Below are 19020 nucleotides of genomic sequence, written 5' to 3' on the forward strand. Positions count from 1 at the left end.
CCACCCCCGCCCCATCCGAAAGCAGGCCGACCCCGTGCTGACCGTCGACTTCACCCGCTTCCCGCTCGCCCCCGGCGACCGTGTGCTCGACCTGGGCTGCGGAGCGGGACGGCACGCCTTCGAGTGCTACCGGCGCGGCGCGCAGGTCGTCGCCCTGGACCGGAACGGCGAGGAGATCCGCGAGGTCGCCAAGTGGTTCGCCGCCATGAAGGAGGCCGGCGAGGCCCCGGCCGGCGCGACCGCCACGGCCATGGAGGGCGACGCCCTCAACCTGCCCTTCCCCGACGCGTCCTTCGATGTCGTCATCATCTCCGAGGTGATGGAGCACATCCCGGACGACAAGGGCGTCCTCGCCGAGATGGTCCGCGTCCTCAAGCCCGGCGGCCGCATCGCCGTCACCGTCCCCCGCTACGGCCCCGAGAAGGTCTGCTGGGCGCTCTCCGACGCCTACCACGAGGTCGAGGGCGGCCACATCCGCATCTACAAGGCCCACGAACTGCTCGGGAAGATCCGCGAGGCGGGCCTGCGCCCGTACGGCACCCACCACGCGCACGCCCTGCACTCCCCGTACTGGTGGCTCAAGTGCGCCTTCGGCGTGGACAACGACAAGGCGCTGCCCGTCCGCGCGTACCACAAGCTCCTCGTCTGGGACATCATGAAGAAGCCCCTGGCGACCCGGCTCGCCGAGCGGGCCCTCAACCCGGTCCTGGGCAAGAGCTTCGTCGTCTACGCGACGAAGCCGCACCTTCCGGCGGGCGCCGCGCAGTGACGTCGCCCGAGCGCACCGAACTCCTCACCCTGCCCGGCGTCCTGACCGCCGAGCAGGCCGCCCGCACCGTCGCCGGCATCCTCGCCGTCCAGCGCGACAGCGGAGCCATCCCGTGGTTCCGCGGCCACCACCTGGACCCGTGGGACCACACCGAGGCCGCCATGGCCCTGGACGTGGCCGGCGAGCACACCGCGGCCGCCCGCGCCTACGAGTGGCTGGCCCGCCACCAGAACGCCGACGGCTCCTGGTACGCCGCCTACCACGACGGGGAGGCCGACCGGCCGACCGACCTCGGCCGCGAGACCAACTTCTGCGCGTACGTCGCGGTCGGCGTCTGGCACCACTACCTCGCCACCGGCGACGACGCGTTCCTCGACCGCATGTGGCCCGTCGTCCACGCGGCGATCGAGTTCGTGCTGCGCCTCCAGCAGCCCGGCGGCCAGATCGGCTGGAAGCGCGAGGCCGACGGCACCCCGGTGACGGACGCCCTGCTGACCGGCAGCTCCTCCGTCCACCAGGCGCTGCGCTGCGCCCTCGCCATCGCCGAGGCCCGCGAGGAGCCGCAGCCCGACTGGGAGCTGGCCACGGGCGCCCTGGCCCACGCCGTCGCCCACCACCCGGAACGCTTCCTCGACAAGAGCCGCTACTCGATGGACTGGTACTACCCGGTCCTCGGCGGCGCGGTCACGGGCGCGGCCGCCAAGGAGCGCATCGAGAGCCGCTGGGACGAGTTCGTGGTCCCGGGCCTGGGCGTGCGCTGCGTCGTCCCCAACCCGTGGGTCACGGGCGGCGAGAGCTGCGAACTCGCCCTCACGCTCTGGGCCATGGGCGAGTCCGACCGCGCCCTGGAGATCCTCCAGTCCATCGGCCACCTGCGCGCCGAGGGCGGCATGTACTGGACGGGCTACGTCTTCGAGGGCGAGGGCGACACCGGCCCGGCCGTCTGGCCCGAGGAACTGACCACCTGGACGGCCGGCTCCCTGCTCCTGGCGGTCGCCGCCCTGGGCGGCGACGAGGCGACAACGGCGGTCTTCGGGGCCGAACACCTCCCGAAGGGCCTGCTGCCGGACTGCTGCTGACCTTCGGCGTTCCGCCGCTGTACCGCCGTTCCGTCGTTGTGGGCACAACGACGGAACGGCCCCAGCCGGGCGCCTCAGCCGTTCAGTTCCGCCAGTACCCGCAGCGTCGCCGGGTCCGGGCCGGTGACCAGCACATCGGTGACCGGCCCGGCACGCCACAGCTCCAGCCGCTCGGCGATCCGCCCGCGCGGCCCGACCAGCGAGATCTCGTCCGCGAAGGCGTCCGGTACGGCCAGCACGGCCTCCTCGCGCCGCCCCGCGAGGAACAGCTCCCGGACCCGCCCGGCCTCCTCCCCGTACCCCATGCGCGCCATCAGCTCCGCGTGGAAGTTGCGGGTCGCGTGCCCCATGCCCCCGATGTAGAAGCCGAGCATCGCCTTCACGGGCAGCAGCCCCTCCGCGACGTCGTCGCACAGCCGGGCCCGCACCAGCGGGGCGACGACGAACCCCTCGGGGGCGCCGGACAGAGCCTCCTCGTACAACTCCGTGCGGAACGGCGACCAGTACAGGGGCAGCCAGCCGTCCGCGATCCGCACGGTCTGGGCGACGTTCTTGGGGCCCTCGGCGCCCAGCAGCACCGGCAGGCCGGGGCGCAGCGGGTGCGTGATCGGCTTGAGTGCCCGCCCGAGGCCCAGCCCGTCCGGGCCCGTGTACGGGACGGGGTGGAAGCGGCCGTCGAGCGTCACGGGCGCCTCGCGGCGCAGGACTTGGCGCACCACCTCCACGTACTCGCGGGTCGCGGTGAGCGGGGAGCGCGGGAAGGGCCGCCCGTACCAGCCCTCCACCACCTGCGGTCCGGACAGGCCGAGGCCCAGCAGCACGCGCCCGCCCGACAGGTGGTCCAGTGTCAGCGCGTGCATCGCGGTGGCCGTGGGCGCCCGCGCCGCCATCTGCGCGACGGCGGTGCCGAGGCGGATCCGGGAGGTGTGCGCGGCGATCCACGTCAGCGGCGTGAACGCGTCGGAACCCCATGACTCCGCCGTCCACACCGAGTCGTACCCGAGCCGTTCGGCCTCGCGGGCGAGGGCGAGGTGGGCCGGGTCGGGGCGGCGGCCCCAGTAGCCGAGTGCGAGCCCGAGCCGCATGGCACACCCCCGCGAAGAGTTGACGCACCGTCAGATGGCCTCGACCGTCCGACGGTACGACAACGGCCCCCCGCCCGGAAGGGCGAGGGGCCGTCGAACGGAAGCGAGGCGTCAGCCGCGCTGGATGCCCGTCGTGTCCTGCAGGACGCCACGGCGGCCGTCCTGCGTCTGCGCCACCAGCGCGGCACCGCGCTGCTCGACCGCCAGGTACCAGTTGCCCGGCGTCAGCTCGGCGATCGGCGTCGGCGAGCCGTCCTCCCCGTACAGCGGACGGGCCACCGGCACGGCGAACCAGAACGCGGTGAAGTCGCCCGCCGGCGCACCCTGCTGGGCCGTGGCCGCCGCCGGGTCACCCTGCGGCTGCGGGGCCGGCTGGGCGTCCGCGGGACCCGGCTGCGCGGGCTGGCCCGGCTGGCCACCGCCCGGGTAGCCGTAGCCGCCACCGGCCGTACCGCCCGCCGGGGCGCCCGGGTAGCCGTAGCCGGCACCCGGCACGCCCGGCTGGCCCGGGTACGGCTGCGGGGCCTGCGGGCGCGGCGCGCCCATCAGCGGGGCCTTCAGCGCGCCCACGAGCGGCGACGCCACGGCACCGACGGCCAGCGCGATCGTCGCGAGCAGGCCCAGGATCATGCCGGCACCGGCCGAGGACATGTCGATGATGGTCCAGAAGGCCGTCCACAGCGAGAAGATGGTCAGGGCGACGCCGAACTGGCCCAGGTCCAGGCCGGCGACCTTGCGGCCCGGCATGCCGCGGCTGACCACGATCAGCACCGCGCCGATGACACCGGCGAGGAACATGCTCATCAGAAGGCCGAGGCTGTCCCAGGCGTTGGCCCGGTCGAAGTTGGAGCAGTCGACGCCCGTGGGGCACTCGTAGCTGCTCAGGCCGAGGAACGAGGCGATGAACAGCACCACCGCTGCTCCGATCACCACGCCATCGCCTCGAGTGAGGGAGCGGATGTTCACGTGAAAAGTCCTTCGTCGGTTCGTGTCGTCGTCGTCAGGGGTGGCGCGAAGCACGGGGGGCGGCCCCATCGTAGTGACGAATGTATCGTCCGCCTGACCTACCCGAGCAGGTAGGTGCTGATGCCGTCCGCCAGTCCCCGGGCTGCTTTCTGCCGCCACGCCGCGTTCGTGAGCAATGCGGCGTCCTTCGGGTCACGCATATTGCCGCATTCGACGAACACCTTGGGCACGGTCGACAGATTGAGTCCCCCGAGATCGTCCCTGACGTCCAACCCGGAACCCCCACCGAGGTAGTTGGCGGGGGCCGTGCCGGTCGCCCGGCCGAACGCCTCGGCGATGTGCCCGCCGAGCGTACGTGACGGGCCGACGATCGGTGCCGTGTCCGCCCCGCCGCCCTTGACCAGCGCGGGAAGGATCACATGGAAGCCGCGGTTGCCGACCGCGGAGCCGTCCGCGTGGACGGAGACGACGGCGTCGGCCTGCGCGCGGTTGCCGATCCGGGCCCGCTCGTCGATGCACGGCCCGAAGGGGCGGTCGGCGTCGTGCGTGAGGACGACGGTCGCGCCCCGCTCGCGCAACAGGTCGCGAAGACGGTGTGAAACATCGAGGGTGAATGCGGCCTCGGTGTAGCCGTTCTGCGTGGACGTACCGGTGGTGTCGCATTCCTTGCGATTGGTGCCGATATCGACCTTCTGATTGATCTCGTCGGCGTGCTGAAAATTCCCCGGATTGTGACCTGGGTCGACCACCACGACCTTCCCGGCGAGCGGGAGCCGGGGCGCGGGGGTCCCGGACGGCGTGGCGGGGGCGGACGTCGTCGCGGAGGGGGCGGGGGCCGGCCGGCCGTTCGCCGAGCCGTCGGCGGCCGTCGTCCAGACCAGCCAGCCGGCGAGCGCGGCGGCCACGGGCACGGCGGCCACGAGCACGCCCCGGCGTCGCTTACGGGTGTCGTCGTCGTACACGCGGGCGAGCCTAGGCGCTCGGCGTCAGATTCCGGCGCCTGTACGGCGCAGGACACGCAGCGAGTCCGTCGCGGAGACCTCCGTGAAGGCGCCCGACTCCAGCGCCCGCAGGTAGATCCGGTACGGCGCCTGGCCGGTGAACTCGTCCACCGGGTCCGGGAACACGTCGTGGATGACCAGCAGCCCGCCCTCGGCGACGCGCGGCGCCCACCCCTCGTAGTCGTTCGTGGCGTGCTCGTCGGTGTGCCCGCCGTCGATGAACACGAGCCCCACCTCGCCCGCCCACACCTTCGCCACCTGCGGCGACCGTCCGACGACGGCGATGACGTACGGCTCCAGACCGGCCTTGTGCAGGGTCCGCCGGAACGTCGGCAGCGTGTCCATCAGCTTGACCTCCGGATCCACCACCTCCGGGTCGTGGTACTCCCACCCGGGCTGCTGCTCCTCGCTGCCCCGGTGGTGGTCCACGGTCACCGCCACGGTGCCCGCCCGCCGCGCGGCGTCGGCCAGCAGGATCGTGGACCGCCCGCAGTACGTCCCGACCTCCAGCAACGGCAGCCCGAGCGCGCCGGCCTCGACGGCCGCGGCATACAGCGCCAGCCCTTCCCCCACGGGCATGAACCCCTTGGCCGCCTCGAAGGCGGCGAGCGTCTTCGCCTCGGGCGCGGGCGCGGCGGCCATGGTTCCTCCGGTGGGATCGGGAGCGTGTCTACTCGGCGGTCACATCGTAGGCGGGCCCGTTTCGGCCTTGTCGTCGCACTCGAACCAGACCGTCTTGCCGTCGGGCAGCCGCGTCACACCCCACCGGTCCGTCACCGCCTCCACCAGCAGCAGCCCGCGCCCGCCCTCGCTCAGCCCGTCGTACGGCCGCGCCGGCAGCGCGGGGCGTTCGTCCCTGTCCGAGACCTCCACGCGCAGCACGCCCTGCCCCCGCAGGATGATCGTGCCCGCCCACCGGCCGGGCACGTGACGGACGACGTTGGTGGCCAGCTCGGTGAGCGCCAGCTCGGCGGCCTCGGCGACCCCGGTCATGCCCCAGCTCGCCAGCAACATCCGCAGCACGCGCCGCAGATGCCGCACGGAATGCTCACCGAGCGTGAAAGCCATCCGGTAGCAGTCACCGATTTCGCCCGGAGCGGGGTCAGTTACGTGATTCATGTCACCAGCGTGGAGTGGTGTGGTTACGCTCGGCTACGGACCGAAAGGAACGCCGCAAGGCGTTGGCTTGGGGGTGACCGCTGCGTGGTCAACATCCGTGATCTCGATCCCAGCGCTTCCCCGCTGGACTACTACGGCTCCGAACTCCGCCGCCTGAGAGAGGCGGCCGGGCTCAGGCAGAGCCAGTTGGGCGACATCATCTTCTGCACCGGCTCCCTGATCGGACAGATCGAGACGGCGAAGAAGGTGCCGACGCGGGAGTTCTCGGAACGCCTGGACGCCGCGCTCGGCACGGACGGGACGTTCTCCCGACTGGTGGGGCTGGTACTGCGCAGCCAGCTGCCGACGTGGTTCCAGGCGTATGCGGAGATGGAGGCGCGGGCGGCGTACATCTCCACGTACCAGGCGCAGTTGGTGTACGGGCTGTTGCAGACGGAGGAGTACGCGAGGGCGGTGTTGGCGACGGGCTTGCCGGACAACCTCGAAGATCTGGTGGCCGCTCGGGTGGAACGACAGCGGATACTCCGTCGGGAGCAGCCGCCCATGACGTGGGTGGTGTTGGATGAGGCCGCACTGTACCGCCCGATCGGCGGCCGGGAGGTCATGCGAAACCAACTCGCTCACTTGTTGAGCTTCCGCCGGGAGCGCTGGGTCAGGATCCAGGTACTTCCCTTCGGGGCTGGTGAACATGCAGGCCTGATCGGCTCATTCAACGCCCTTCGCTTCGACGATGAGCCGGAGATCGTCTACACGGAGGACCTGATCTCGGGGCACATGACGGCCAACCCCGACACTGTCAAGGAAGCCGCTCTTCGTTACGCTCACGTGCAGGCCGCCGCGCTCTCCGTGGAGGACTCGGCGGCACTGATCGCCCGCGTAATGGAGGAACGTTATGGGCACCAGCCAGGATCTGACCAACGCGCGGTGGCGTAAGTCCAGCTACAGCGGAAACACTGGCGGCGACTGCGTCGAATGTGCCCCGCTCGGCGCCGCCTGGCGCAAGTCGTCGCACAGCGGCGGCACCGGCGGTGATTGCGTCGAGGTCGCCGCGCAGCCCTGTCGTATCGCCGTCCGGGACTCCAAGAACCCCGGCGGCTCCATCTTCGCCGTCGCCCCGGCCGCCTTCGCGGCCTTCGTCACGGCCGCAGCCGAGGGCGACCTCGGCATCTGAGTCCTAGGACTTCGGACCTCGGGCCCGTACGTCGAAATCCGGATGTACGGGCCGCGAGGCGGCTGCGACCATGACAGGCATGGCCCAAGCCCGGACAGACATAGCCGCAGCCCCCGCCCCCTCCACCGCACGCCCCACCCGTACCTGGGCGGTCGTCTTCGCCGCCTGTGCCGGGACGTTCCTCGTCGTCCTCGACGTCTCCGTCGTCAACGTCGCCCTGCCGTCCATGCGCGCGGACCTGGGCATGTCGGCGCAGGCGTTGCAGTGGGTGGTGAACGCCTACTCGATCGCGTTCTCCGGGTTCATGCTGCTCGGCGGACGGGCCGCCGACCTGTTCGGGCGCAAGCGGATGTTCCTGCTGGGCCTCGGGCTGTTCACCGCGGCCTCCGTCGCCGGTGGCCTCGCGCAGGAGGGCTGGCAGCTGCTCGCGGCGCGGGCCGTGCAGGGTCTCGGCGCGGCCGTGCTCTCGCCGGCGACGCTCACCATCGTGACCAGCGCCGTGCCGGAGGGCCCGGCGAGGACGCGGGCCATCGGCACCTGGGCGGCGGTCGGCGCGGGCGGCGGCGCGGCGGGCGGACTGGTGGGCGGGCTGATCACCGACCTCCTGTCCTGGCGCTGGGTGCTCCTCATCAACGTCCCTGTCGGTGTCCTGGTGCTGGTCGCCGCCGCCGTGTGGGTGCGGGAGAGCCGTACGGGCGCGGGGCGCCGCCTCGACCTGCCGGGTGCGGTCCTCGTCACGGGCGGCCTGGCCGCGTTCGCGTACGGCGTCGTCGAGACCGAGCGGGCCGGCTGGACCGCCCCGGGCACCCTGCTGCCGCTGGGCGCGGGCCTGGTGCTGCTGGCCGCCTTCGTGGCCGTGGAGGCCCGGACGAAGGAGCCGCTGATGCCGCTGAAGGCGTTCCGGGCGCGGGCGGTGTCGGCGGCCAACGTGGCGCTGTTCGTGATCGGTTCGACCACGTTCGCGATGTGGTTCTTCATGACGGTGTACGCCCAGAACGTGCTCGGCTACACCCCGCTGGAGGCCGGTCTCGCCCTCGTGCCCAGCTCCGTCACCATCGTCGTCGGCTCCAAGCTGGCGCCCCGCCTGATGCCGTTGTTCGGTGCGCGGAACCTCGCGGTGGCGGGCGCGCTGATCGCCGCGGCCGGATTCGGCTGGCAGTCGCTGATGGACGCCCACGGCACGTACGCGACGGACATCCTGGGCCCCGGCATCCTGATGATGGCCGGAGTGGGCCTCCTCCTCACCCCGCTCGCCTCGCTGGCCACCTCGGGCGCCGCGCCCGGTGACGCCGGACTGGTGTCGGGCCTCGTCAACACCTCCCGCACGATGGGCGGCGCGCTGGGCCTCGCCGTCCTGTCGACGGTCGCCGCCTCCCGTACCGGGGGAGCCGCGACCCCGCAGGCGCTGACGGAGGGCTACGCGCTCGCGTTCCGCACGGGCGCCGGGGTGCTCCTCTCGGCCGCCGTCCTGATGGTGCTGTGGCTGCCGCGCGCCGACCGGGCCAAGGCGGTGGCCGCGCCGGCCGGGTGACGCGAGCCTTCCCATCGATGCGGGGGCGCGCTATACAGGAGGCCGCCGGTCGCTAGAACGCGTTCTAGTCGGGTTCTGCTCCGGTTCGTACGGCCTCGGTGCGGCCGACGGTGCGGACGGCCGTGCCGAGGTCTCCGGTGTCCGCACACACCCCAAGGAGCGCCTCGCCCCATGCCCATCGACGCCGACAAGGCACTCGCCGCCGAGCCCCGCTCGGCCACGGTCGAGTGGGACCACAAGGACATCCAGCTCTACCACCTCGGCCTCGGCGCCGGCACGCCCGCCACCGACCCCGGCGAACTGCGCTACACCCTGGAGTCCCGGCTCCACGTCCTGCCCAGCTTCGCCACCGTCGCCGGCGCCGGCATGGGCATGCTCGGCGGCCTGTCCGCCCCCGGCATCGACGTCGACCTCGCCGCCGTCCTGCACGGCGGGCAGAGCATCGCCCTGCACCGGCCCATCCCCGTGCGCGGACGCGCCGTCACCACCTCCCGGATCGCCGCCGTGTACGACAAGGGCAAGGCCGCCGTCCTCGTCCTGCGCTCCGAGACCGCCGACGACGACGGCCCCCTGTGGACCAGCGACGCCGAGATCTTCGTACGCGGCGAGGGCGGCTTCGGCGGCGAACGCGGCCCCTCCGGCCGCACCCCGGAACCCGACCGCGCACCCGACCGGACCGTCACCCGGCACATCCGCGAGGACCAGGCGCTGCTCTACCGCCTGTCCGGGGACTGGAACCCGCTCCACGCCGACCCGGACTTCGCCCGGCAGGCCGGCTTCGACCGCCCCATCCTGCACGGGCTGTGCACCTACGGCATGACCCTGAAGGCCGTCGTCGACACGGCGCTCGACGGGGACACCGGCCGGGTCCGCGCGTACCGCACCCGCTTCGCCGGCGTCGTGTTCCCCGGCGAGACCCTGCGCATCCGCATGTGGGACGCCGACGGGGGCGTCCGGGCCGCGGTGACGGCCGTCGAACGGGACGACGCGCCCGTGCTCGCCGACACCTTCGTCACGACCGCATGACCTGAAGGGAGCCGCGCCATGCGCGCAGCCGTACTGCACGAGACCGGCCAGGACAGACTCGACGTCCTCGACGACGTGGAGGCGGTGGGCTTCGGCCCCGGCAAGGCGCGCATCCGGATCAGGGCCACCGGGCTGTGCCACTCCGACATCTCCGCCATGACGGGGGTTCTCCCGCAGCCCGCCCCGTTCGTCCCCGGCCACGAGGGCGCCGGCGAGGTCCTCGACGTCGGCGACGGCGTCACCTCCCTGGCGCCCGGCGACCGCGTCGTCCTGTGCTGGCTGCCCGCCTGCGGCACCTGCGCCGCGTGCCGGCGCGGCCAGACGCAGCTGTGCCTCGCCGGCTTCCTCAACGCCGGGACGCCCAACTTCCGCCGCAAGGGCGGCGGCGACGTCTTCGGCTTCGCCGGTACCGGCACCTTCGCCGAGGAGGTCGTCGTCGACGCGCGCTGCGCCGTGCCGATCCCCGACGACGTCCCCTTCGACATCGCCGCCCTCATCGGCTGCGGCGTCACCACCGGCCTCGGCGCCGCCGTCAACACCGCGCGCGTCACGGCCGGTTCGTCGGTCGCCGTCATCGGCTGCGGCGGCGTCGGTATCTCCGCCATTCAGGGCGCCAGGGTCCAGGGCGCCGCGCAGATCGTCGCCGTCGACCCCGTCGCCGCCCGGCGGGAGGCGGCCCTGCGGTTCGGCGCCACCGAGGCCGTGGCGCCCGGCGAGCTGGCCGACGCCCGGCAGCGCGTCACCGGGGGCGAGGGCTTCGACTACGTCTTCGAGGTCGTCGGCCGCTCCGCCACCGCCCGCACCGCGTACGAGACGACCCGCCGCGGCGGCACCCTGTGCGTCGTCGGCGCGGGCGCCATGGACGACTTCCTCCAGCTCAACATGTTCGAGCTGTTCTTCGACGAGAAGCGGATCCTGCCCTCCCTGTACGGCGGCGGGGACGTGCTGCGCTCCTACGAGCGGGCCATCGCCCTGTGGCGGGCCGGCCGGATCGACCTGGCCGGCCTGATCACCCACCGGCTGCCCCTGGCCGACGTCAACGAGGCGCTCACCCAGATGCGGACCGGCGAGGCCCTGCGCACCTGCATCGAACTGTGACCGGGCCAAGACCGCCGAGGACCGATGAAGACCGGTGAAGGAGGAAGCGCCATGTCCCAGCCCCTGGCGGACCTGTCCGCCGTCGTCACCGGCGCGGGCCGCGGCCTCGGCCGCGCCGAGGCGGTGGAACTCGCCCGGCTCGGCGCCGCCGTCGTCGTCAACGAGTACGGCGAGGACTCCCGGGCCGCCGCCGAAGAGGTCGCGGAGGAGATCCGCGCGGAGGGCGGACGAGCCACCGTCCACCTCGGCGACATCGCCGACCACGCGACCGCCGGCGCCCTCGTCGGCCTCGCCGTCGACACGTACGGCCGGCTCGACGTCCTCGTCAACAACGCGGGCATCCTGCGCGACCGCATGGTCTTCTCGATGACCGAGGACGAGTGGGACGCCGTCGTCCGCGTCCACCTCAAGGGCCACTTCAACACCACCCGCTTCGCCGCCGCGCACTGGCGCGCCCGCGCCAAGGCGGCCGGCGGGGCCCCGGTCCACGGCCGGATCGTCAACACCTCGTCCGAGGCGTTCCTCGCGGGCTCGGCCGGCCAGCCGAACTACGCGGCGGCCAAGGGCGGCATCGTCGGCCTGACCACCTCCACCGCCCACGCCCTCGCCCGGTACGGCGTCACCTGCAATGCCATCTGCCCGCGCGCCCGCACCCGGATGACCGCCGAGGTCTTCGCCGGCGTCGGCGGAGGCGCCCCGGGCGAACCCGACCCGCTCGCCCCGGAACACGTCGCCCCGCTCGTCGGCTACCTGGCCTCGCCCGCCGCCGCGGCGGTCAACGGCCAGCTGTTCGTGGTCCACGGCGGCATGGTCGCCGTCATGGAACGGCCCAGGGTCGCGGCGGCGTTCGACACCGCCAAGGGCGCCTTCACCTACGAGGAACTGGACGCGTGCCTCGGCCCGTACTACGCCGCCCGGCCACCGGGCGAGACGTTCGCCGCGACCGAGGTGCTCGCCCTCCGGCACGGCGGCGGGGCCGGGGCCTGACACGACGGTGGGGCCGCCCGGGGGTTTCCCGGACGGCCCCACCGTGTGCGGACGGTTGCCGGCCTCAGGCCGCGGTGCCGTGGTGCGGCTGCGGTTCCCTGCGATGACGGCCGTGCGGCTGCGTCGTCGTGTCCTCCGACGCGGCCGCGCCTCCGCGGTGCTTTCCGGAGCCGCCGGCGTCCCCCTGCGGTCGCCCGTGGGTAGGGTCGGTACTGGCCTCAGACATGTGGGAAGTCACCCCGTAGTGATCGCTGTTGATGTGCGGCCCGAGAGTCTAACCAGGCAGCGTGCGACCGGTGAGGGGAGCCTGCTGCAACGGCACGGGCTTGCACACCACAGGAGTCCCGCGGCGCCCGGACGGTTCCCCACCTGCGGGTTCCGCTTGTGCGGGTGTGGTGACCGGATCCGGTACGAGCGCCTCCGCCGCGCCCTCGACACGGGCGAGACCGCACGGCACCGCGCCCGTCACGTACGGCAGGCACAGCACCCCGTCGCGCGTCCACAGCCCGGTGCCGGCCAACCACCCGTCCGGCGCGGGAAGTTGAATGAGCCGCCGTGCCGCGGGGCGCCACACACCCACCCAGCTGCCGGCCGCCGCGTCCATCCGCAGCGCCACCGCGCAGGTCTCCGGCATCAGCACCTGTCCCGGCTGCACCGCGAACGGCGTCACCGCCGCGTCCGCCGCCCGCAGGCACTCGGGGAACCGCACCGGGCGCGTACTGCCCAGGACGCCCCAGCCCAGCCGCTCGTGCCCCGGCGACGGCGCGTCGGAACGGATCAGCAGCAGCCCGCTGTCCGGATCCGCGAGCAGCAGCCGGTCACTGCTCTCGTCCGTGATCTGGAGCAGCGGCGTCACCTCGCCGCCCCGCTCCAGGTCGACCGCCACCGCCTTGACGGGACCGCCGTCGCCGGGCTCCCGGTCCACCGCCAGCATCCGGCCCGCCCGGTCCAGCCACACCCCACCCGTACAGCGGCCCCTCACCTCGGCCACGTGCTCCGGGCCGAACGCGCCGCCCGCCACCTGCCACACACCGGTCGAGCGCTCGCCCACCGCCAGCGCGTACGCGCACATCCCGTCCGGCGACGGCGGCAGCAGCCGCAGCGACTCCGCCTCCACCCCGCCCAGCGGCACCTCACCGGTCGCCGGGCCCGTCGGGTAGAGCAGCGAGAACGCGAACCGCCCCGCCACGCGGCGCGCGATGAGTACCCGTCCGTCCGCGAGCGGCAGCAACTGCGCGTCCCGCTCCTCCGGCTGTCCGAGCGGCAGGGGTACGGCGTACGGCTCCGGACCGTCCAGTGTCCAGCGCTCGGGGAAGAGGGCCTCGCCCTCACCGGCCAGCCGGGCCGCGTACGAGCCGTCCGCCGCGATCGTGAACCCTCCACCGCCGGCCGCGCCGTCGTCGTCCTGCGCGGTGGGCTCGATGGCACAGGCTGTCATCGCTCGTCACCTCCGGCCACCGAAGCTAGTTTTCGCACTTCCACCCGAACAACGCGAGCCCCCGCGCTTCACACATAAGGGTGGTGACGGAGCGGTTCGGCTGAGGGGGAGGGGGCGGCTGTGCTGGCCGGAACAGGGGCGACTAAGGTAAGGCAGTCCTAAACGGAACCTTCAAGTCCGTGCGAACCGTCCCCTTCAGGAGCACCCATGTCCGTACGCCGACGCGGCACAGCCGCCGTCATAGCCTTCGCCGCCGCGCTCTCCCTGGCCGCGTGCGGAACCCAGGACAAGGCGGCCGAGGACACCAAGGCCGACAAGAACGCCAAGAGCAACGTCGCCCAGGGCGGCAAGGGCTTCGGCGACGCCCGCGAGAAGACCGCGGCCATGGGCACCGACGCCAAGCCCGGCCAGTTCCCGCGCACCGTCACCCACGCCATGGGCAAGACCGAACTGAAGGCCGTCCCGCAGCGGGTCGTCGTCCTCGACGTCGGCGAGCTGGACAACGTCGTGTCCCTCGGCATCAAGCCGGTCGGCTACGCGCCCGCCGAGGGCGACCCCGACCTGCCCAGCTACCTCGCCAAGGACGGCGGCACCCCGAAGAGCGTCGGCACCATCAACAGCCTCAACCTGGAGGCCATCGCCGCGCTGAAGCCCGACCTCATCCTCGGCAGCCAGCTGCGCGCCGCCGACAAGTACAAGGAGCTGTCGAAGATCGCCCCGACGGTCTTCTCGCTGCGCCCGGGCTTCACGTGGAAGGAGAACTACCTCCTGAACGCGGCGGCCCTCGACAAGACCGCCGAGGCCAAGGCGAAGCTCGCCGCGTACGAGGCGAAGGCGAAGAAGCTCGGCACGGACATCGGCGCGAAGAAGCCGACCATCTCGATGGTCCGCTACCTCCCGGACCGCATCCGCCTGTACGCCCGCGCGTCCTTCATCGGCACGATCCTCGAGGACACCGGCCTGCCGCGGCCGAAGAACCAGCAGATCGACGACCTCGCCACCGAGGTGAGCCCGGAGAACATCGACGCGGCCGACGCGGACTGGATCTTCACCGGCGTGTACGGCGACCCGAAGAAGACCAAGCGGGACACCGCGCAGTCGAACCCGCTCTGGAAGAACCTGAAGGCCGTGAAGTCCGGCCAGGCCGTGGACGTCCCGGACGAGACCTGGTACCTCGGCCTGGGCGTCACGGCGGCGGACAAGGTCCTGGACGACCTCCGCACCCACCTGGTCAAGTAACCGGGGGCTCCGCCCCTGCTCCTCACCACCCCCACCGTGGCGAGCCACCCCCGGGCGGGCGGCCCCGCTCCCCCACCGGGGGTGAGCCGCCCCCAGGCGGGCGGACCCACCCGCTCCCCCCATCGGCGGTGAGCCGCCCACGGGCGGGCGGTCCCACCCACCCCCACACCCACCGGCGGTCAGTCGCCCACGCGCGGGACGGGGGTGGACCGGGGGTCGCGCGCGCAGGATTGGCGGCGCTGGGACGCCTCGCTCTCAAGGCCCCGAGCGAGCCAATCTGAGCACGTGACCCCCGGGCCGCACCCGGACCCACCCACCGTCGTGGCGCGCGCCGGGGGTGGGCCCTCAGGCCGGGGGGCCGTTTCGTCGTTGTGCCCACCCGTTCCTCCCCCAAGGACTACGTCCAGGGGGGACCCCCATGCGGAACGACTGCCCACAACGACGAAACGGCGGCACAGCGACGCCAGCCCACAACGACGAAACGGCGCCACCCGCGCCAGCCCACAACGACGGAACGGCGGCACCGGCCCACAACGAGGAATGGCGGCACTGCAGCGCGAGCCCACAACGACGGAACGGCGGTACCGGCGGCGCCGGCCCGCAACGGCGGAACGGTGGGCGCGGCACGCAGCGCCTACCCGCCGCGCCGGCCCCGCCCGGGACGGGCCAGGGGCGCGAGGGGGTGGGGGGCCGGGCGGGTAGCCTTGCATGCGTGCCCCGTCTGTCTGAAGTCCTCGCCGAGCTCGACGCCCTCTGGCCCCCCGAGCGGGCCGAGCAGTGGGACGCCGTCGGCACCGTCTGCGGCGACCCCGACGCCGAGATCGACCGCGTCCTGTTCGCCGTCGACCCCGTCCAGGAGATCGCCGACGAGGCGATCGAGCTGGGCGCCCAGCTGATCGTCACCCACCACCCGCTCTACCTGCGCGGCACGACCACCGTCGCGGCCTCCCACTTCAAGGGCCGCGTCGTGCACACGCTCATCAAGCACGACATCGCCCTCCACGTCGCGCACACCAACGCCGACACCGCCGACCCGGGCGTGTCCGACGCCCTCGCGGGCGCCCTCGACCTGCGCGTGGTGGGCCCCCTCGTCCCGGAGAACGGCCTGGGCCGGATCTGCGAACTGGACACCCCGGAGACCCTCCGCGAGTTCGCCGAGCGCGCCGCCAAGCGGCTGCCCGCGACCGCGCAGGGCATCCGCGTCGCCGGCGACCTGGACGCGACCGTCCGCCGCGTCGCCGTCAGCGGCGGCTCCGGCGACAGCCTCTTCGACGCCGTGCGCGCCGCGGGCGTCGACGCCTTCCTCACCGCCGACCTGCGCCACCACCCCGCCTCCGAGGCCACCCAGCACTCACCGCTCGGCCTCGTCGACGCAGCCCACTGGGCCACCGAGTGGCCCTGGTGCGAGCAGGCCGCCGCCCAGCTCGACGCGGTCTCCGACCGCCACGGCTGGAACCTGCGCGTCCATGTCTCCACGACGGTCACGGACCCGTGGGCCGCGCACCACACGTCCCCTTCCGCTCATCACTCTTCTCCTGGAGCCCCCAACTGAACGCCGCGCCCGCCGACCAGATCCGACTCCTCGACGTACAGGCCCTGGACGTACGCCTGTCGCAGCTCGCCCACCGGCGGAAGTCGCTGCCGGAGCACGCCGAGATCGAGTCGCTCACCAAGGACCTCACCCAGCTGCGGGACCTGCTCGTCGCCGCGCAGACGGAGGAGAGCGACTGCGCCCGCGAGCAGACCAAGGCGGAGCAGGACGTCGACCAGGTGCGCCAGCGCGCGGTCCGCGACCAGCAGCGCCTGGACTCCGGGGCGATCACCTCCCCGAAGGACCTGGAGAACCTCCAGAAGGAGATCGTGTCGCTCTCCAAGCGCCAGGGCGACCTGGAGGACGTCGTCCTGGAGGTCATGGAGCGCCGTGAGTCCGCGCAGGAGCGCGTGGCCGAGCTGACCGAGCGTGTCGCCTCCGTGCAGGCGAAGGTCGACGACGCCACGGCCCGCCGCGACAAGGCGCAGGAGGAGATCGACAGCGAGGCCGCCGCGGTCGCCAAGGAGCGCGAGCTGGTGGCGGGTTCGGTGCCGGCGGACCTGATGAAGCTGTACGAGAAGATCCGCGGCCAGCAGGGCGGCGTGGGCGCGGCCCGCCTGTACCAGCGCCGCTGCGAGGGCTGCAACATCGAGCTGAACATCACCGAGCTGAACGATGTGCGCTCGGCCGCGGCCGACAGCGTCGTACGGTGCGAGAACTGCCGCCGCATCCTGGTCCGTACGGCGGAGTCCGGCCTGTAATGAGCGCGGTGCGTGAGCTGATCGTCGAGGCCGACGGCGGTTCCCGGGGCAACCCCGGCCCCGCCGGTTACGGCGCCGTGGTCCTTGACCCGGTGTCCGGCGAGGCGCTGGCGGAGGCCGCCGAGTACATCGGTGTCGCCACCAACAACGTCGCCGAGTACAAGGGCCTCGTCGCCGGCCTGAGGGCGGCCCGCGAGCTCGCGCCCGACGCGACCGTGCGGGTGCGGATGGACTCCAAGCTGGTCGTCGAGCAGATGTCCGGCCGCTGGAAGATCAAGCACCCGGACATGAAGCCCCTCGCGGCGGAGGCCGCGCGGGTCTTCCCGCCGGGGCGGGTCACGTACCAGTGGATCCCGCGCGAGCAGAACAAGCACGCCGACCGGCTCGCCAACGAGGCGATGGACGCCGGCCGGCAGGGCCGGCAGTGGCAGCCGTCCGCGTCCCGCGCGGCGCTCGACGCGGGCGCGGCCCGGGTCGTCGGCGACGCGACGGCGGGCGCGGCGAAGGCCCGCGCGGCGCTGGCGGGCGCGATGGCGGCACCGTCCGCCGGTACGGCGGGAGCACCCCGTACGACGCCTGCGGCGGCCAAGGCCCTGGCGGCCCTGGAGACCCCGGCCGCCACCCCGGCCCCGGCGGCCGACGCGGCCACGCTCGAGGGCGCCCCGACGGAGGCCCCGGCGGCCACAGAGACCGCGGCCGCGACAGAGACCCCGGCCGCCACCCCGGGCCCGGCGGCCGCAGCGCCCACGCTCACGCCCACCACCCCGCAGGCCCCGGTAGCCGCACCCGAAACAGCGCCCGCCGCCCCCGTCAGCGCCGGTGAAGCCGTCGCGCCCGTGCCCTCCGCCGCCGCGGCCACGCCCGCCACGCCGCCCGTCGGCTGGGCGGCCTCCGCCGACCTGGGCGCGCCCGCCACGTTCGTGCTGCTGCGGCACGGCGAGACCGCGCTGACCCCGCAGAAGCGGTTCTCGGGCAGCGGGGGGAGCGATCCCGAGCTGTCCCCGGCCGGCCTGCGCCAGGCCGAGGCCGTGGCGGCCGCGCTCGCCGCGCGCGGCACCATCCAGGAGATCGTGTCGTCGCCGCTGCTGCGCTGCCGGCAGACCGCGCAGACCGTCGCGGCCCGCCTGGGCTTGGACGTCCGGATCGAGGACGGCCTGCGCGAGACGGACTTCGGCGCCTGGGAGGGCCTGACGTTCGCCGAGGTGCAGGAGCGCCACCCGGAGGACCTGACGGCGTGGCTGGCCTCGCCGAAGGCGGCGCCCACGGGCGGCGAGTCGTTCGCGGCGGTCTCGCGTCGAGTGGCCGCGGTCCGGGACCGGCTGACGGCCCGTTACGCGGGCCGGACCGTGCTGCTGGTCACGCACGTGACGCCCATCAAGACGCTCGTCCGGCTCGCCCTGGGCGCCCCGCCGGAGGCCCTGTTCCGGATGGAGCTGTCCGCCGCCTCCCTGTCGGCGGTGGCGTACTACAAGGACGGCAACGCGTCGCTGAGGCTGCTCAACGACACGTCCCACCTCCGCTGAGCCGGCCGGCCCCGGCCGGGCCCAGCGCCGCCGCCTCCCGCGCCAGGCGCTCGACCCGGCCCCAGTCCCGGGCCGCCACCGCGTCGGGCGGCACCATCCACGTGCCGCCCACGCAGCTCACGTTCGGCAGCGCCAGGTAGGAGCGGGCCGAGGCCGCGGCGATGCCGCCCGTCGGGCAGAACCGGGCCTGCGGCAGCGGCCCGGCCAGCGACCGCAGGTACGCCGTGCCGCCCGCGGCCTCCGCCGGGAAGAACTTCATCTCGCGCACCCCGCGCTCCAGCAGCGCCACGACGTCCGACGCCGTCGACACGCCCGGCAGGAACGGCACGCCCGACGCGGCCGCCGCGTCCAGCAGGCCGCCCGTCCAGCCGGGGCTCACCAGGAACCGCGCGCCCGCCGCGACCGCCTCGTCCACGCACCGCGCCGAGACGACCGTGCCCGCGCCCACCACCGCGTCCGGCACCGCGTCCGCGACGGCCCGGATCGCGTCGAGCGCCGCGGGCGTCCGCAGCGTCACCTCGACCGCCGGAAGCCCGCCCGCCACGAGAGCGCGGGCGAGCGGCACGGCATGGGCGGCGTCCTCCAGGACGACGACGGGCAGGACGGGCACCCCGGGCGCACCCACGAGATCGAGGACGGAGGTCATGCCCCCATCCTTCGGCGAAAAGTCACCCTGCGCAACGTGCGTTGCGCAGG

19 protein-coding genes are annotated in these 19020 nt (G+C 73.6%); 12 read left to right on the forward strand and 7 right to left on the reverse strand.

The window, feature by feature from the left end; translation table 11 throughout:
• Positions 1–34 precede the first annotated feature (34 nt).
• Both ABEB09_RS23660 and ABEB09_RS23665 read left to right on the forward strand, forming a co-directional pair.
• Positions 35–769 carry a class I SAM-dependent methyltransferase gene (locus ABEB09_RS23660; RefSeq protein ID WP_345691915.1) on the forward strand — a complete coding sequence of 245 codons (735 nt, stop codon included), beginning with the start codon at positions 35–37 and terminating at the stop codon, positions 767–769.
• Entirely contained in the window at positions 766–1848 is a 1083-nt protein-coding gene (locus ABEB09_RS23665) for a prenyltransferase (RefSeq protein ID WP_345691916.1), read from the forward strand. Before ABEB09_RS23660 ends, ABEB09_RS23665 begins: the two co-directional genes overlap by 4 nt.
• Before the next feature lie 74 nt (positions 1849–1922).
• On the opposite strand, the gene ABEB09_RS23670 is transcribed toward ABEB09_RS23665, so the two are convergent.
• The 5 genes from ABEB09_RS23670 to ABEB09_RS23690 all read right to left on the reverse strand — a co-directional run bounded on the left by ABEB09_RS23670 (position 1923) and on the right by ABEB09_RS23690 (position 6019).
• Positions 1923–2933: an LLM class F420-dependent oxidoreductase gene (locus ABEB09_RS23670; protein ID WP_345691917.1), complete on the reverse strand. Its 1011-nt coding sequence runs from the start codon at positions 2931–2933 to the stop codon at positions 1923–1925.
• A 111-nt stretch (positions 2934–3044) separates the two neighbouring features.
• Positions 3045–3899 (reverse strand): hypothetical protein, encoded by an 855-nt coding sequence (locus ABEB09_RS23675; protein WP_345691918.1) that lies wholly within the window; start codon positions 3897–3899, stop codon positions 3045–3047.
• 98 nt (positions 3900–3997) lie between these two features.
• Entirely contained in the window at positions 3998–4861 is an 864-nt protein-coding gene (locus tag ABEB09_RS23680) for an N-acetylmuramoyl-L-alanine amidase (RefSeq protein ID WP_345691919.1), read from the reverse strand.
• Between the two features lie 24 nt (positions 4862–4885).
• Positions 4886–5542 carry a class I SAM-dependent methyltransferase gene (locus ABEB09_RS23685; protein ID WP_345691920.1) on the reverse strand — a complete coding sequence of 219 codons (657 nt, stop codon included), beginning with the start codon at positions 5540–5542 and terminating at the stop codon, positions 4886–4888.
• Between the two features lie 39 nt (positions 5543–5581).
• Positions 5582–6019: an ATP-binding protein gene (locus tag ABEB09_RS23690; protein ID WP_345691921.1), complete on the reverse strand. Its 438-nt coding sequence runs from the start codon at positions 6017–6019 to the stop codon at positions 5582–5584.
• An 84-nt stretch (positions 6020–6103) separates the two neighbouring features.
• Between ABEB09_RS23690 and ABEB09_RS23695 the strand changes: the two genes are divergently transcribed.
• The 6 genes from ABEB09_RS23695 to ABEB09_RS23720 all read left to right on the forward strand — a co-directional run bounded on the left by ABEB09_RS23695 (position 6104) and on the right by ABEB09_RS23720 (position 11832).
• Complete coding sequence (locus ABEB09_RS23695; RefSeq protein WP_345691922.1) at positions 6104–6952, forward strand: helix-turn-helix domain-containing protein; 849 nt, start codon at positions 6104–6106, stop codon at positions 6950–6952.
• Positions 6912–7190, forward strand: a complete 279-nt coding sequence (locus tag ABEB09_RS23700) for a DUF397 domain-containing protein (RefSeq protein ID WP_345691923.1) — start codon at positions 6912–6914, stop codon at positions 7188–7190. The genes ABEB09_RS23695 and ABEB09_RS23700 overlap by 41 nt, the downstream gene beginning before the upstream one ends.
• Before the next feature lie 70 nt (positions 7191–7260).
• Positions 7261–8721: an MFS transporter gene (locus tag ABEB09_RS23705; protein WP_345691924.1), complete on the forward strand. Its 1461-nt coding sequence runs from the start codon at positions 7261–7263 to the stop codon at positions 8719–8721.
• A 171-nt stretch (positions 8722–8892) separates the two neighbouring features.
• Positions 8893–9747: a MaoC/PaaZ C-terminal domain-containing protein gene (locus ABEB09_RS23710; protein ID WP_345691925.1), complete on the forward strand. Its 855-nt coding sequence runs from the start codon at positions 8893–8895 to the stop codon at positions 9745–9747.
• A gap of 18 nt (positions 9748–9765) precedes the next feature.
• Positions 9766–10845, forward strand: a complete 1080-nt coding sequence (locus ABEB09_RS23715; protein WP_345691926.1) for a Zn-dependent alcohol dehydrogenase — start codon at positions 9766–9768, stop codon at positions 10843–10845.
• 51 nt (positions 10846–10896) lie between these two features.
• Complete coding sequence (locus ABEB09_RS23720) at positions 10897–11832, forward strand: 3-oxoacyl-ACP reductase (protein WP_345691927.1); 936 nt, start codon at positions 10897–10899, stop codon at positions 11830–11832.
• Positions 11833–12106: 274 nt separating this feature from the next.
• Here ABEB09_RS23720 and ABEB09_RS23725 read toward each other — a convergent pair whose 3' ends face one another.
• Positions 12107–13270, reverse strand: a complete 1164-nt coding sequence (locus tag ABEB09_RS23725) for a hypothetical protein (protein WP_345691928.1) — start codon at positions 13268–13270, stop codon at positions 12107–12109.
• 207 nt (positions 13271–13477) lie between these two features.
• Here ABEB09_RS23725 and ABEB09_RS23730 point away from each other — a divergent pair, with 207 nt between their 5' ends.
• From ABEB09_RS23730 to ABEB09_RS23745, 4 genes are all read left to right on the forward strand, one after another.
• Entirely contained in the window at positions 13478–14509 is a 1032-nt protein-coding gene (locus ABEB09_RS23730; RefSeq protein ID WP_345691929.1) for an ABC transporter substrate-binding protein, read from the forward strand.
• A 712-nt stretch (positions 14510–15221) separates the two neighbouring features.
• Positions 15222–16061, forward strand: a complete 840-nt coding sequence (locus ABEB09_RS23735; protein ID WP_345691930.1) for a Nif3-like dinuclear metal center hexameric protein — start codon at positions 15222–15224, stop codon at positions 16059–16061.
• Positions 16058–16801, forward strand: coding sequence for a zinc ribbon domain-containing protein (locus ABEB09_RS23740; protein WP_345694062.1), 744 nt, complete (start codon positions 16058–16060; stop codon positions 16799–16801). Before ABEB09_RS23735 ends, ABEB09_RS23740 begins: the two co-directional genes overlap by 4 nt.
• Entirely contained in the window at positions 16801–18324 is a 1524-nt protein-coding gene (locus ABEB09_RS23745) for a bifunctional RNase H/acid phosphatase (RefSeq protein ID WP_345691931.1), read from the forward strand. The genes ABEB09_RS23740 and ABEB09_RS23745 overlap by 1 nt, the downstream gene beginning before the upstream one ends.
• Here the strand turns inward: ABEB09_RS23745 and eda are convergent.
• Positions 18299–18970 carry a bifunctional 4-hydroxy-2-oxoglutarate aldolase/2-dehydro-3-deoxy-phosphogluconate aldolase gene (eda, locus tag ABEB09_RS23750; RefSeq protein WP_345691932.1) on the reverse strand — a complete coding sequence of 224 codons (672 nt, stop codon included), beginning with the start codon at positions 18968–18970 and terminating at the stop codon, positions 18299–18301. The genes ABEB09_RS23745 and eda overlap by 26 nt on opposite strands.
• Between the last annotated feature and the right edge of the window lie 50 nt (positions 18971–19020).

The organism is Streptomyces coeruleoprunus, assembly GCF_039542925.1.
GTDB classification, from domain to species: Bacteria; Actinomycetota; Actinomycetes; order Streptomycetales; family Streptomycetaceae; genus Streptomyces; species Streptomyces coeruleoprunus.

What these genes read in the sequence shown, in the direction of transcription:
- ABEB09_RS23685 (WP_345691920.1), bottom strand. Translation starts at nt 5,542, where the DNA reads ATGGCCGCCGCGCCCGCGCCCGAGGCGAAGACGCTCGCCGCCTTCGAG.
- ABEB09_RS23705 (WP_345691924.1), top strand. Translation starts at nt 7,261, where the DNA reads ATGACAGGCATGGCCCAAGCCCGGACAGACATAGCCGCAGCCCCCGCC.
- ABEB09_RS23710 (WP_345691925.1), top strand. Translation starts at nt 8,893, where the DNA reads ATGCCCATCGACGCCGACAAGGCACTCGCCGCCGAGCCCCGCTCGGCC.
- ABEB09_RS23725 (WP_345691928.1), bottom strand. Translation starts at nt 13,270, where the DNA reads ATGACAGCCTGTGCCATCGAGCCCACCGCGCAGGACGACGACGGCGCG.
- ABEB09_RS23700 (WP_345691923.1), top strand. Translation starts at nt 6,912, where the DNA reads ATGGGCACCAGCCAGGATCTGACCAACGCGCGGTGGCGTAAGTCCAGC.
- ABEB09_RS23730 (WP_345691929.1), top strand. Translation starts at nt 13,478, where the DNA reads ATGTCCGTACGCCGACGCGGCACAGCCGCCGTCATAGCCTTCGCCGCC.
- ABEB09_RS23690 (WP_345691921.1), bottom strand. Translation starts at nt 6,019, where the DNA reads ATGAATCACGTAACTGACCCCGCTCCGGGCGAAATCGGTGACTGCTAC.
- ABEB09_RS23715 (WP_345691926.1), top strand. Translation starts at nt 9,766, where the DNA reads ATGCGCGCAGCCGTACTGCACGAGACCGGCCAGGACAGACTCGACGTC.
- ABEB09_RS23745 (WP_345691931.1), top strand. Translation starts at nt 16,801, where the DNA reads ATGAGCGCGGTGCGTGAGCTGATCGTCGAGGCCGACGGCGGTTCCCGG.
- ABEB09_RS23720 (WP_345691927.1), top strand. Translation starts at nt 10,897, where the DNA reads ATGTCCCAGCCCCTGGCGGACCTGTCCGCCGTCGTCACCGGCGCGGGC.
- ABEB09_RS23670 (WP_345691917.1), bottom strand. Translation starts at nt 2,933, where the DNA reads ATGCGGCTCGGGCTCGCACTCGGCTACTGGGGCCGCCGCCCCGACCCG.
- eda (WP_345691932.1), bottom strand. Translation starts at nt 18,970, where the DNA reads ATGACCTCCGTCCTCGATCTCGTGGGTGCGCCCGGGGTGCCCGTCCTG.